The 13,728-nt window shown below is 68.9% G+C and carries 9 protein-coding genes; 5 read left to right on the top strand and 4 right to left on the bottom strand.

Annotated elements, in window-relative coordinates:
• Positions 1-137: 137 nt before the first annotated feature.
• From V7Z98_RS05745 to acuI, 3 genes are all read right to left on the bottom strand, one after another.
• Positions 138-1,196, bottom strand: coding sequence for a M48 family metallopeptidase (locus V7Z98_RS05745; protein ID WP_334157306.1), 1,059 nt, complete (start codon positions 1,194-1,196; stop codon positions 138-140).
• Positions 1,197-1,228: 32 nt separating this feature from the next.
• Entirely contained in the window at positions 1,229-2,587 is a 1,359-nt protein-coding gene (locus V7Z98_RS05740; RefSeq protein WP_334157305.1) for a DUF898 family protein, read from the bottom strand.
• 115 nt (positions 2,588-2,702) lie between these two features.
• Positions 2,703-3,701 carry an acrylyl-CoA reductase (NADPH) gene (acuI, locus tag V7Z98_RS05735; RefSeq protein ID WP_334157304.1) on the bottom strand — a complete coding sequence of 333 codons (999 nt, stop codon included), beginning with the start codon at positions 3,699-3,701 and terminating at the stop codon, positions 2,703-2,705.
• Between the two features lie 429 nt (positions 3,702-4,130).
• Here acuI and V7Z98_RS05730 point away from each other — a divergent pair, with 429 nt between their 5' ends.
• The 5 genes from V7Z98_RS05730 (at position 4,131) to V7Z98_RS05710 (ending at position 11,709) form a co-directional block, all read left to right on the top strand.
• Positions 4,131-4,985 (top strand): AAA family ATPase, encoded by an 855-nt coding sequence (locus tag V7Z98_RS05730; RefSeq protein ID WP_334157303.1) that lies wholly within the window; start codon positions 4,131-4,133, stop codon positions 4,983-4,985.
• A gap of 10 nt (positions 4,986-4,995) precedes the next feature.
• Positions 4,996-6,453, top strand: coding sequence for a sensor domain-containing diguanylate cyclase (locus tag V7Z98_RS05725; RefSeq protein WP_334157302.1), 1,458 nt, complete (start codon positions 4,996-4,998; stop codon positions 6,451-6,453).
• Positions 6,447-7,637, top strand: coding sequence for a vWA domain-containing protein (locus V7Z98_RS05720; protein WP_334157301.1), 1,191 nt, complete (start codon positions 6,447-6,449; stop codon positions 7,635-7,637). The genes V7Z98_RS05725 and V7Z98_RS05720 overlap by 7 nt, the downstream gene beginning before the upstream one ends.
• 261 nt (positions 7,638-7,898) lie before the next feature.
• Positions 7,899-8,666 carry a substrate-binding periplasmic protein gene (locus V7Z98_RS05715; RefSeq protein ID WP_293262112.1) on the top strand — a complete coding sequence of 256 codons (768 nt, stop codon included), beginning with the start codon at positions 7,899-7,901 and terminating at the stop codon, positions 8,664-8,666.
• Positions 8,667-8,676: 10 nt separating this feature from the next.
• Positions 8,677-11,709, top strand: a complete 3,033-nt coding sequence (locus V7Z98_RS05710) for a bifunctional diguanylate cyclase/phosphodiesterase (RefSeq protein WP_334157300.1) — start codon at positions 8,677-8,679, stop codon at positions 11,707-11,709.
• A 31-nt stretch (positions 11,710-11,740) separates the two neighbouring features.
• Here the strand turns inward: V7Z98_RS05710 and V7Z98_RS05705 are convergent, their stop codons facing one another.
• Positions 11,741-13,597, bottom strand: coding sequence for a GspE/PulE family protein (locus V7Z98_RS05705; protein WP_334157299.1), 1,857 nt, complete (start codon positions 13,595-13,597; stop codon positions 11,741-11,743).
• Positions 13,598-13,728: the final 131 nt, after the last annotated feature.

Raw genomic sequence — 13,728 nt, 5'->3', positions numbered from 1 at the left:
CCATTCTTGCTTCCAGAGCATGTCGCCTGGAATGCCAGGATGGGGGCGGTGCTTTCGAAGGTAGTGGGTGCCGCCAGCATGTGGCAGCACTCATGGCCATGACGGCGCGGGGTATGCCCCGCCCCGCAGACAGGCGTTCAGGGACGCCCAGGCGACAACCGGCGCAAGGCCTCGATACGGGCCTGGGTATCCGGGTGGGAGGCAAGCAGGTCGCCACCGGGCACCGCGTCGCGGCTGCCGTGGCCGTCATGGCCCGGCTGGCCTCGGTCCAGGCGGGCGAGCATCTGCCCCAGCAGCTCGGGGGACAGCCCCGCCTGACGCAGCCGGTCGGCCGCGTAGCGGTCCGCCTCCGACTCGAAATCCCGGGAGTAGCGGGATTCCAGCACCAGGGCGGCCATGCCGCTGGCCAGGGACGACACGTCGCCCAGGTAGAGGCCGACCGCGTAGGCCACCACCGAGCTTTGCAGCAGCTGGCGCAGGCCGTGGCGATAGGCCACATGGCCCAGTTCGTGGGCCATCACCGCCACCACCTCGTCGTCGCTGCCGGCCAGTTTCACCAGGGAGTCGAATACCACCACGTCGCCGCTGGGCAGGGCGAAGGCGTTGGGCATCGGCCCCTGGCGGAAATGCAGCGCGTAGGCCGGGCGCCCGGCACCGCCTTGCGGCGGGCCGAGCACGGCCGCCATCCGGCTGCGCAGTGCCTGCTGGCGCTCCTCCGGCAGGGCCGAGGGCTTGAGCAGGGTCCTGTCCAGGGTCGACAGGGCCGCGTCCGAGATGTGCTGGGTCAGCGCCGCCGGAATCCGGGGGGCCACGATTCCCGCGGCCCAGGGCAGCCCCCACTGGTAGGCGGCGGCCAGGGCCGCCACGGTGACGACGAGGGACGCCAGGGCCACCGTCCAGCGGCGCTGAAGGCGGGCCACGGCGCCGCTGGCCCCGTCCCGGGCGCCGAGCCTGGCTCCGAGCTGGGCCAGGAGGTCTGCGCCACCGCTCGTGCGGGGGATCTCGCAGTGCCCGCCGTCAGGCAGGGCCAGCACCCGGGGAGCCCCGCCCAGGGGTTCGTCCAGGCGGCATGCCTCAATGGGGTAGGAGCGGCTCCCGACCTCGCCATCCAGGCATAGCCGCTCGCCGTCCAGGCGCAGGACAACCCGCTGGCGGCGGGCGCTGCGGCCGTCGTAGAAATCGATCGAGGCGGTCATCGAGCGGTGAGATTGGTCTATGAAAGGCCCACTCAGAAGGCCACGTCCAGGTCGAACATATCGGCCGCCTCGTCGCCCAGGGCGCTCGCCCGGGTACTCTCGCCGGCCACGAAGGACTCGAGTCCGCCCCAGGCGGTGAGGGACAGGCAGGCGGCCCGGTAGCGGGCCAGGCGCACCTTGGCCCAGGGCCAGAACAGGCCCAGGGTGCAGATCGTCGCCAGCCAGTTGGTCGCCACCAGGAAGAAGTACGGCAGCACCCGCAGCCGGCTGGCGAAACCGTGGTCGGCCAGACGGGTATGGTTCCACACCAGGTTGGTCATGCCGACGATGACGTAGGGCATGAACAGCAGCTGGAAGCCCAGCACTGCCACCATCAACAGCAACGGCACCATCGGCGCGACGGAATCGCCCAGTTGCCAAACCAGGAAAACCAACGCGGCGACCAGGACCACACCGCCCAGCAGGGGCTTTAGGAAAAGGGCGAAGAACGGCCCCGACGTGGCGGTGCAGGTGAACGGCGCCGAACCGTAGCGCAGGTTGTCGAGCACGAAGCGCTTCTGCCGTTGCAGCCACAGGGGAAACAGCAGTCCCAGGCTGAGCAGGGTGAGCAAACCGAAGCCGACGAAGGTGCTCAGGGCCTGGCGATAGGTGCCGTGGAATGAAAAACGCAGCCCCCGGTAGCTGGTGTTGTGGGCGCGGAAGCGGAAGGCCCGCACCGCCAGCCACGGCACCAGGGGCACCAGGGCCAGCAAGGCGAGGCCATGGGCCACTGGGCCGGCTTTCTCGGCCACCGACAGGGCCATCAGCAGGACGAAGGCCACAGCCCGCCCCTTGAGGATGGCCTGGGGCTTGGCATGGTAGGTGAAGCCGCTGCCGTCGAGCAGCAGGTTGCGGTGGAAGAATTGTTCGCGGCGCACCTTGGCCCAGGCCGAGTAGATGCCCAGGGTCAGGATCGAAAGCAGGAGGTTCACGATCCAGATGCGGAAATACTCGCCGCCGCTGCCGACGAATTCGAAATCGAAGCGCTGGGCGCCGTCCCCCGAACCACCGCCATAGGACGGCGGCGTCGCCGGCGTGCCGCCGCCGGGCGAGACGCTGCGCACCGCGCGGCCCTCCCGGTCACCACCACCGTCCAGCCGGTGTTCGACGCCGGCGCGGGACGCGGGCGGACAGGCGGCGTCGTAAGCGCCCCGGGCCGTCGGGTCGGACAGGGTCCGGTATGCTCGGCTCAAGGCATCCAGAGCCTCGGGGCCCGGCGCGGTGCCGGTGTTCAGGCCATGCTGCAGCCGGGCCAGGCCGCGCCGGTAGGCGGCGTTCACTTCAAGCGGGGACGCATCACGTGCGATCCCGAGCACTTCGTAATGGTCGGCGGCGGTATCCCGGACCGTCATGGCATCCTCTCCCGGAGGTCAGTTATTGACGAGAGGCTGACGCTTCCCGCGGGAGAGGATTTTACGTCGTCGTCATTGTATTTGTATCGATCCGAAGACAATCCGGCGAAAAAAATCAGCCGCCCACATCCACCACCAGGCGTCCGCGCACCTTGCCATCGACGATGTCGTGGGCGGCGCCGATCACCTCCGCCAAACCGATGTGGCGGGTCATGGCGGCGAGCTTGGCCGGGTCCAGGTCCCGGGCCAGGCGCTGCCAGGCGGCCAGGCGCAGTTCAAGGGGGGCCATGACGCTGTCGATGCCGCATAGGGTGACACCGCGCAGGATGAAGGGCGCAACGGTCGACGGGAAATCCATGCCCTGGGCCAGGCCGCAGGCGGCCACGGCGCCCCGGTAGCGGGTCCCGGCACAGACGTTGGCCAGGGTGTGGCTGCCCACCGTATCCACCGCACCGGCCCAGCGCTCCTTGGCGAGAGGCCGGCCCGGGGCGGCCAGTTCGGCCCGGTCGATGACGGTGGCGGCACCCAGCTGCCTGAGATAGTCCGTCTCGGCGAGACGGCCAGTAGAAGCGATCACCGCGTAACCGAGCTTGGCCAGCAGCGCTACCGCCACCGAGCCCACCCCGCCGGCGGCACCGGTGACCAGCACCTCGCCCTTGTCCGGGGTGACGCCGTGGGCTTCCAGGGCCAGCACGCAGAGCATGGCGGTGTAGCCAGCAGTGCCGATGGCCATCGCCTGGGCAGGCGTGAAGGCCGCCGGCAACGGCACCAGCCATTCGCCCTTGATCCGGGCCTTGGCGGCGTAGCCGCCCCAGTGGCCTTCGCCCACGCCCCAGCCGTTGAGGATCACCTGGTCGCCAGGCTTCCAGGAAGGGTTGGCGCTCTCCAGCACGGTGCCGGCGAAGTCGATGCCCGGCACCATCGGGTAGCGCCGCACCACCGGGGATTTGCCGGTAATGGCCAGGCCGTCCTTGTAGTTGACCGTGGAGGCGGCCACCGCCACGGTGACGTCGCCTTCGGTGTTGGCGATCAGGTCGCTGTCGTTGAGTTGGACCAGCCGGGCGCTGACCGCTCCCGTATCGCCGGACTTTTCCACCAGGATGGCATCGAACATGTATGGTCTCCAGAGCGTCTATTGAAGCGATAGCCAAAAGGAAATACCCGGCTGTGACATGAAAACCGCCGGCGTGCCGTACAATCGGCACCAAGATACGGAATAAGTAAAACGGTTGCTCAAAACATAATCCGCGATCAGGCCGGGCAGCGGGGCGTGCGATCCACACCCGCCGGCGGCCTCGCCCTGCAGGAGAGAACATCATGGCCGATCTTTTCGCCCCCGTCGACCCGGGGGCCATGCCCCGCAATGGCGGCATCGGAATACCCCGGCGGCATCGGCACGGCAACCGCCGTGCATATCGCCAACATTCCCGGTTCCCCCTCTGGTAGCTTGGGCCGCACCGCTCCCGCCCTGCCGCATCGCCCCCCCGGCCAACCCCTCCCCAGGCCACGCTTCCGGCCCCGTTCCAGCGTTCAGACCCGCCCCATGACCTCTCCCCGTTTCAGCGGCACCGACCGCTACGTCGCCCCGCCCGACCTGACCCTGGCGGTGAACGCCGCCGCCACCCTGCAGCGCCCTCTGCTCATCAAGGGCGAGCCGGGCACCGGCAAGACCCTGCTGGCCGAGGAAGTGGCCCGGGCCCTGGGGCTGCCCCTGTTCCAGTGGCACATCAAATCCACCACCAAGGCCCAGCAGGGGCTCTACGAGTACGACGCCGTCTCGCGCCTGCGCGACGGCCAGCTGGGAGATCCGCGGGTCCACGACATCGCCAACTACATCGTCCCCGGCGTGCTGTGGCAGGCCTTTGCCTGCGACACCCCGTCGGTGCTGCTGATCGACGAGGTGGACAAGGCCGACATCGAGTTCCCCAACGACCTGCTGCGGGAACTCGACCGCATGGAGTTCCACGTCTACGAGACCCGCGAGACGATCCGCGCCAGGCACCGGCCCATCGTCATCATCACCTCGAACAACGAGAAGGAACTGCCGGACGCGTTCCTGCGCCGCTGCTTCTTCCACTACATCCGCTTCCCCGACCGGGACACCATGGCCGGCATCGTGGACGTGCATTACCCGGGGCTGAAGAAGGAGTTGCTGGCCGAGGCCCTGGAAGTCTTCTTCGGCCTGCGCGACGTGCCCGGGCTGAAAAAGAAGCCTTCCACCTCGGAGCTGATTGACTGGCTCAAGCTGCTGCTCGCCGAGGACATCCCGCCGGATGCACTGCGCGCCAAGGACGGCAAGGCCGCCCTGCCGCCACTGCACGGCGCCCTGCTCAAGAACGAGCAGGACGTGCATCTCTTCGAGCGCCTCATCTTCCTCAACCGGCAAGGACGCGGCTGACCCCCACCCCATGCTCACCGACCTTCTCGATCTCAGCCCCGAGCACAGCCGCCCCGGCGACTCCGCCGACATCGATACGGCCGACGCCCGGGCCAAGGCGCTGCTCGAAATGTTCCCGGTGCCGGTCACGGTCTCGCGCCTGAGCGACGGCCTGCTGTTCTACTGCAACCGCCGGGCCGAGGACCTGCTGGAAATCGGGGGTGTGGACTGGCACGACATCCAGTCCACCCGCTTCTACGCCAACCACGACGATCGGGCCGAGATGGTGCGGGAGCTGCTCATCGCCGGCCGGGTCACCGACAAGGACATGCGCTTCCGCAGCTGGAGCGGACGGGAATTCTGGGCCCACCTGTCGGCCCAGCGCTGCCGCTTCGGCGACGACGAGGCGCTCATCGTCTCGTTCCACGACGTGGACCAGCAGCGCCTCCTGGCCGAGGCCACCCGTTCCCGGGAAGCCTTCCTGCGCGGCCTGTTCGACGCCCTGCCGATCGCCGTGCTGCAAACCGACCGGCAAGGCAGGATCGAATTCATCAACAACGCCAGCCAGGCCCTGTTCGGCCTGTCGCTGCACGAGTTCCGCCGCCGCGACTGGTGGCGCACCTTGTTTCCGGACAAGGATTACCGAGCTTTCGCCTCGGAACACCTGACCCGGCTGATGGATCAGGCCCGCCAGCGCCGCAGCCGGATGGAAGTCGGCGCCAACGGCTCCAGCGACCGCATGGAACTGAAGGCGGTCTGCTACCACCCCCGGCGCGAAGAGCGGGACCTGGAATTCCTCTACGTAGACATGGACAGCCACGGCCTGTGGACCCTGGTGGACGTGACCGAACAGAACCAGGCCGAGCGCTCCCTGCTCGCCGCCAACCTGGATCTGCAACAGCAACTGGCCGAAAACCAGCGCCTCCAGGAACAGCTGCGCGAGCAGGCGGTGCGCGACCCTCTCACCGGCCTGTTCAACCGCCGCTATCTGGACGACATCCTGGACGGCGAACTGGCCCGGGCCCGGCGCCAAGGCTACCCGGTGGCCGTGGTGATGCTCGACATCGACCACTTCAAGCGCCTCAACGACACCTACGGCCACCAGGCCGGCGACGAGGTGATCCGCCGCCTGGGCGGCACCCTGCGCCGCAACTCGCGCAGCGGCGACCTGCTCTGCCGCTACGGCGGCGAGGAATTCATCCTGGTGCTGCCCAACATGGGCCAGGACGACGCCCTGGTGCGCTGCGAGGCGTTGCGCCGCTCTTTCGCCAGCGAGCCGGTGCGCTTTGGCCGCCAGGAACTGTCCGCCACCCTGTCCGGCGGACTGGCCCTCTTCCCGTTCCACGGCGAGGACCGGGACCAGCTCATCCGGGCCGCCGACGGCGCCCTCTACGCCGCCAAGGCCGCCGGACGCAACCGCCTGCGCCTGGCCGACGCCCCCCTGGCTTCGGTGGAGTCCGACTGCGGCGACGGGATGCTTCCGTGCTGATCGACTTCTTCCTCCACCTCAAGCAGCGCGGGCTACCCGTATCCGTCACCGAGTTCCTCACCCTGCTCGAAGCCTTGCAGGCCCGGGTGGTGGCCGTGGACAGCGAGAGTTTCTACCTGCTTGCCCGCACCACCCTGGTCAAGGATGAATCCCGCTACGACCTGTTCGACGCCGCCTTCGGCGAGTACTACCAGGGGCTGGCCGCAGCCCCCGACCCGCTTGCCGATCTGCAACGCGCCCTGCCCCGGGAATGGCTGGAACTGCTGGCCAAGCGGGTGCTTTCGGCGGAGGAACGGGCCGCCCTGGAAAAGCTCGGCTGGGACGAACTGTTCAAGCGCCTGGAAGAGCGCCTGGCCGAACAGAAGGAACGCCACGCCGGCGGCAGCAAATGGATCGGCACCGGCGGCACCTCCCCCTTCGGCCACGGCGGCTACCACCCGGAAGGCATCCGCATCGGCGGCCCCTCGGCGGGCAATCGCACCGCGGTGAAGGTCTGGGAGAAACGCGAATACCAGAACCTGGCCGACGACGTGGAACTGGGCACCCGCAACATCAAGGTGGCCCTGCGCCGGCTGCGCCGCTTCGCCCGCCAGGGCGCCGCCACCGAGCTGGACCTGGACGCCACCATCGCCGGCACGGCGCGCAACGCCGGCACCCTAGACCTGCACCTGCGCCCGGAGCGGCACAACGCGGTGAAGGTGCTGCTCTGCCTCGACGTGGGCGGTTCCATGGACGACCACGTGCGGGTCTGCGAGGAACTTTTCTCGGCAGCCCGCAGCGAGTTCAAGCACCTGGAGCACTACTACTTCCACAACTGCGTCTACGAGAACCTGTGGCGCGACAACCGGCGCCGCCACGACGAGCGGGTGCCCACCTGGCAGGTGCTGCACACCTACCCGGCGGACTACCGGCTGATCTTCGTCGGCGACGCCACCATGAGCCCCTACGAGATCATCCAGCCTGGCGGCAGCGTCGAGCACTGGAACGAGGAGCCCGGCGCCGCCTGGCTCAAGCGCATGCTCGCCGCCTACCCCCGGGCGGTGTGGCTGAACCCGGTGCGCGAATCCCACTGGCCCCACAGCCATTCGCTGCGCATGGTGCGGGAGCTGATGGGCGAACGGATGTTCCCCCTCACTCTGGACGGCCTGGGGCGGGCTATCCGCGCCCTGTCCCGGCCCTCCTGAGCGGCCTCGCCACGCCCTTTGCCGGGGCTACGCCGGCACGACGGCATGACGAAGCGGTGTTAATGGGGCAGAATCTCGCCTAATATGGCTTACGTCATATTCGTTTCGGCCACATTCCGGCGGTCGTCCCCTGCCCATTCCCACGTTCTTGCTCCGTCCAGGGTCCCTGGCGGGCGTCTACCCGTGCTCCATTCCCTCCTCGCTGCCACCCGTTCCCGCGCCACGGCCCGGTGCCGCCTCCTTGCGGCCGTCGCAGCCTGCTTGCTCCCGATCCTCGCCGGTCCGGCGGCGGCCCAGGGCGGCCGCCTGGTGGAGGTGCAGAACCGGGGCGAGGTGCGGGTCTGCATCTGGCCCGACTACTACGGCATTTCCTTCCGCAACCCCAAGACCCGCCAGGTGGTGGGCGTGGATGCGGACATGGCCCGGGAACTAGCCAAGGAGTTGGGCGTGCGGCTGCGTTTCGTGGACAGCTCCTTCGCCACCCTGTCGGACGACCTGCTCGGCAACCGCTGCGACCTGGCCATGTTCGCCATCGCCGTCACACCGGCGCGCAACGCCGTGCTGCGCTTCACCCACCCCCACCTGCGTAGCGACATCTACGCCATCACCACCCGGGCCAACCGGCGCATCAAATCCTGGAGCGACATCGACACCGCCGGCGTGGTCGTGGCGGTGGCCAAAGGCACCCTCCACGAAAACATCATGCGTGAGCGGCTGCGCCACGCCACCCTGCTCGTCACCACCACGCCCCACGAACGGGAGCAGGAGGTGGAAGCGGGCCGCGCCGATGTGTTCATGACCGACTTTCCCTACAGCCGGCGCATGCTCGAATTCGCCGACTGGGCCCGGGTGCTGGCGCCGCCGGCCCCCTACCACCTGTCGGACTACGCCTACGCCATGAAGCCCGGCGACGACCGCTGGTACGCGCGCATCGAGCGTTTCGTCGCCGACGTGCAGCGCGACGGCCGCCTGCTCGGCGCCGCCCGACGCTACGGCCTCGACCCCATCGTGATCGCTCCGAGCCGCTGAAAGCCCTCCCGTGGCCTCGTCTTCCGCCGCACCATCCGACGCTAGGCGCCGGCCTGGCCTTTCCCTTCTGGCCGTCACCGCCCTGGGGGCCGCGCTGCTCACCCTGGCGGCCGGCCGCCTCGTCTGGGAACAGCGGGAGGAGCGCCTGGCCCGGGGCGAGGCTCTGGTGTCGATGCACACCCGCCTGGCGGAAGACCAGCTGACCACCAGTCTGCAACTGCTCGAACTGGGGCTCGACAGCCTGGCGCCCCGGGTGGCGGCAGAAGCGGCGCCGGCCCGGCAGAACACCCAGCTGCGCAACGCCCTCGCCCATGCCCCCATGCTGCGCTCCCTCAGCGTGGTGTCGCCCCAAGGGGTGATCGTGGCCAGTAGCAACCCGGCCAACCTAGGAATGCGTCCCGACCCCCAGGGGCTGGTGTCCACCGTCGCCACCTCCGGCGATGCCTTCCGCATCGGTATCCCCTGGTCCGGCCGCGATTTCGCCGACGGCGCCCCCATCCAGGCCCGGGACTCCGGACGCACCGACCGGCCCATCCACATGGAATTTCTGCCGGCCCTGTATACCCCGGGCGGTTCCACCAGCGACGGCGTCACCCTGCTGGCGGCGATCAACCCGGACTACTTCATCAACCAGTTCCTGCTCAACCTGGAAGGCGTCCAGGGCATGGTCCGGGTGCTGCGCTACGACAACCGGCTGCTCTTCTCCACCCGGGAAACGGACGACGCCCTGCTCGGCCAGCGCCTGCCCGGCGCCCTGTTCATCAGCCGCCTGCGCGATAGCGAATCCGGCTCGGGCGTGCAGCTCCTGGAGGATGAAGGTCCCTGCCTGGCGGCCTTCCGCGCCTCCAAGCGCTACCCGGTGGTGGTGATGGCCCAGGCGCCCCAGGCGGTGCTGCTGGAAGGCTGGCTGGCGGAAACCCGCCGCTTGCTCCTGCTCGGCATCCCCGCCCTCCTCGGCCTGCTGGTCCTGGCCGCCCTGTTCGACCGGGAACGTCGGCGGCGGCACGCCGCCGCTGCACACGACGACGCCCGGGAGCAGCGCCGCCTGGGCGCCGTGCTCGCCGCCCTGCCGATGGGCGCCGCCCTGCTCGGCCGGCAAGGCCAGGTGCTGCAAGGCAACGCCGCTTGGCGCCCCGAACCGGCACTGGACGAAGCGGCGCTACGCGCGCTGCTCGACGAAGGCACGCCCATCGACCTGGAAACGCCGGCGGGTCCGGATGCCGAAGCCAATAGCCTGGCCTGGCTACGCCTCCAGGCCACCCCGGTGACCCTGCCGGCAGCCGACGGCCCGGCGCCGTGCAGTGCGGTGGCCGTACAGTCCGACATCACCGCCCGGAAGCTGGCCACTGAGCAGTTGCAGCTCCACGCCCACATCTTCGACCACAGCAGCGAAGGCATCTTCGTCTGCAACGCCGACAACGAAATCCTGTGGGCCAACCGGGCCCTGCTGGAGCTGACCGGCTACAGCGCGGCGGAAATCCTCGGTCAGAATCCGGCCATGTTCGGCGCCGGCACCCACGATGGCGGCTTCTACGCCCAGATGTGGCGCGACCTGGCCCACACCGGCCTGTGGCAGGGCGAGATCGCCAACCGGCGCAAGAACGGCGATCTGCTTCCCGGCTGGCTGACCATCGTCGCCATCAAGGACGAGGGGGGGGCCGTGGCCCGCTACGTGGCCCTCTTTTCCGACATCACCGAACACAAGGCTTCGGAAGCCCGCATCCGCTTCCTCTCCGAGCACGACTTTCTCACCGGCCTGCCCAACCGGACCCTGTTCGCCGATCGGCTCGGCCAGGCCATCAGCCGGGCCGGTCGCCACGGCCAGCGACTGGCGGTGCTGCACATCGACCTGGACCGCTTCAAGGCGGTGAACGATTCCCTGGGCCATGGCGCCGGGGACCGGCTGCTCCAGGAGACGGCCCAGCGCATCTGCACCTGCGTGCGCAGCAGCGACACAGTCTGCCGCCAAGGCGGCGACGAATTCCTGATCCTGCTTGAAGAAGTGGGTGATGCCGATGCCGCCGCCCGGGTGGCGGTGCACCTGATACAGGCCATTTCCCGCAGTTGCGCCATCGACGGCCAGCAGGTGATCGTCACCCCCTCCATCGGCATCGCCATGTACCCCGAGGATGGCGCCACCGTCGAAACCCTGGTCAGCTGCGCCGACATGGCCATGTATTACAGCAAGGGACGGGGGCGCAACGCCTTCCATTTCTTCGCGCCGGCCATGACCGCCCAGGCCACCGAGCGGCTGGCCATCGAATGCGGCCTGCGCGGGGCCCTGGACAAGAACGAGTTCACCCTGCACTACCAACCCCAGGTCAGCCTCGGGGATGGTGCCATCGTCGGCGTCGAGGCCCTGATCCGCTGGAACGATCCCCAACGGGGCCTGCGCAGCCCCAACGAATTCATCGCCCTGGCCGAGGAAACGGGCCTGATCGTGCCCATCGGCGACTGGGTGCTGCACGAAGTCTGCCGCCAGGCGCGGCGCTGGCGCGACCAGGGCCTGGCGCCGATCCCGGTGGCGGTGAACGTGGCCGCGCCCCAGTTCTACCGGCCCGGCTTCGCCGCGTCCGTCGGCGCAATCCTGGCCGCCCACGACCTGCCGGGGGACGCCATTGAGCTGGAAGTGACCGAACGCCTCATCCTCGAAACCCGGGACGAGCAACTGGAGCTGCTCCAGGAGCTGCGCCGCCTCGGCGTGAAGCTGTCGATCGACGATTTCGGCTCGGGCTATTCGTCCCTGGCCTACCTGCACCGCCTGCCCATCGACAAGCTGAAGATCGACCACGCCTTCATCGCCAACCTGGACAACCAGGGCAGCGACGCCACCATCACCGAAACCATCATCCACCTGGCCCACGATCTGGGCCTGACGGTGCTGGCCGAGGGCGTGGAGCGGGAAGCCCAGCGGGATTTCCTGCGCGACCGGGGCTGCGACGCCTATCAGGGCTACCTGTTCAGCCCGCCCCTGGACGGCGACAAGCTCGCCGACCTGCTGCGCCGCCAGGCGGGCGGCATCGGCACGGCGCACGCCGCCTGAGCGCGCACCGGCCGCCGGCGGCTCTCCCCACTCAGCCCTGGCTGGCCGGGGGCGCCACCTTGACCACTTCTTCGAGGGTGGTGGCGCCCGCCGCCACCTTCATCGCGCCGGACACGCGCAGAGGTTTCATGCCTTCCCGGTAGGCCAGTTCGCGAACCCGGGCCACATCGGTCTGGGGCTGGACCAGCTTGCGCATCTCCGGGCTGAGCAGCAGGATTTCGTACAGGCCGACCCGGCCCAGGTAGCCGGTCATGCGGCATTCGAGACAGCCTTCCGGGTGGGGCAGCTGGGCCGGAGCGTTGGCCCGCCAGGGCACCACCAGGTTCTTCCACACCTCTTCCTCTTCCGGGCGCAGCGCCTCGTTCTTCTTGCAGTGGGGGCAGAGGGTGCGCACCAGGCGCTGGGCCATCACCCCCAGGACCGTGGCGTTGATCAGGTAGGACGGCACCCCCAGGTCGAGCAGGCGGGTGATCGCCGAAGGGGCGTCGTTGGTGTGCAGGGTGGACAGCACCAGGTGACCGGTGAGCGCCGCCTGGATGGCCATTTCGGCGGTTTCCAGGTCGCGGATCTCGCCGATCATGATGATGTCCGGGTCCTGGCGCATCAAGGCCCGCACCCCGTCGGCAAAGCCCAGCTCGATGCCGTGCTGCACCTGCATCTGGTTGAAGGCGGACTCGACCATCTCGATCGGGTCCTCGATGGTGCAGACGTTCACCTCCGGGGTGGCCAGCTGCTTGAGGGTGGAATAGAGAGTGGTGGTCTTGCCCGAGCCGGTGGGGCCGGTGACCAGGATGATGCCGTTGGGTTGGGCGGTCATCCACTTCCACTTCTGCTCGTCTTCCTCGGAAAAGCCCAGGTCGATGAAGTCGCGCACCAGCACTTCCGGGTCGAATACCCGCATCACCAGCTTCTCGCCGAAGGCGGTGGGCAGGGTCGACAGGCGCAGCTCGATCTCCTGCCCCGCCGGGGTCAGGGTCTTGATGCGGCCGTCCTGGGGGCGGCGCTTCTCGATCACGTCCATGCGTCCGAGCAGCTTGATGCGGCTGGTCATGGCGGTCATCACCGCCATGGGCACCTGGTACACCTGGTGCAGCACGCCGTCGATGCGGAAGCGCACGATGCCCCGCTCCCGGCGCGGCTCCACGTGGATGTCGGAGGCGCGCTGCTCGAAGGCGTACTGCCACAGCCAATCGACGATGTGCACGATGTGCTGGTCGTTGGCGTCGAGCTGGCGGTTGGTCCCGCCCAGCTGCACCAGCTGTTCGAAGGACGAGAGGCCCGACACCGAGGTGCTGCCCTTCTTCTGGGCGCCCTTGACCGACTTGGCCAGGTTGTAGAACTCCACCAGGAAGCGGGAGATCGCCAGGGGGCTGGCGATCACCGGGCGCACTTTCTTGCGCAGGATGCCGCGCAGCTCCCCCTGCCACTCGGTGAGGAAGGGCTCGGCGGTGGCCACCACCACTTCGTCGGCTCCCACCTCCACCGGCAGGATGGTGAAGCGGCCGGCGTAGGCCGAGGACGCCACCTCGGTCACCGAGGAGACGTCGATCTTGAGCGGATCGATGTGGTAGTAGGGCATGCCCACCCGGCCGGCCAGCCATTCGGCCAGGGTGTCCAGGGTCAGGGGCTTGCCCGAGCGGGCGTCCTTGTAATGCTGGTCGGCCACCACCACCAGGGGATGGACCTGGTCCCGGTAGAGGCGTCGCTCGCGGCCGAGCTTTTCGCCCTCGTCCGGGGTGAGCACCCCATCTTCCATCAGCCACAGCAAGACCCCCTGGAGGGTCAGGCGCTGTTGGCCGTGGCCGCCCCCCCGCCCGCCGCTACCGGCGCCGCTGCCAGAGCGCGACGAGTGGGAAGTGGCGGTGGATGGGGCGCTGGACGGGGGCATGGGACGGATATACCGAAAATGGAAGATGGGGCGCGCCCACCGCCCGCAAGCGGAACGGGCGGAGGCCATGCGGCCGGGATGATTCTCCGCCCGACTCTATCCCAACCGCCTGACACCCTCAATGGCGCCCC

The sequence above is a fragment of the Oryzomicrobium sp. genome, assembly GCF_036820405.1.
Taxonomy (GTDB): Bacteria; Pseudomonadota; Gammaproteobacteria; order Burkholderiales; family Rhodocyclaceae; genus Oryzomicrobium.
Note: the sequence above shows the minus strand (reverse complement) of the source record. Positions and strands in the feature narration are given on the sequence as shown.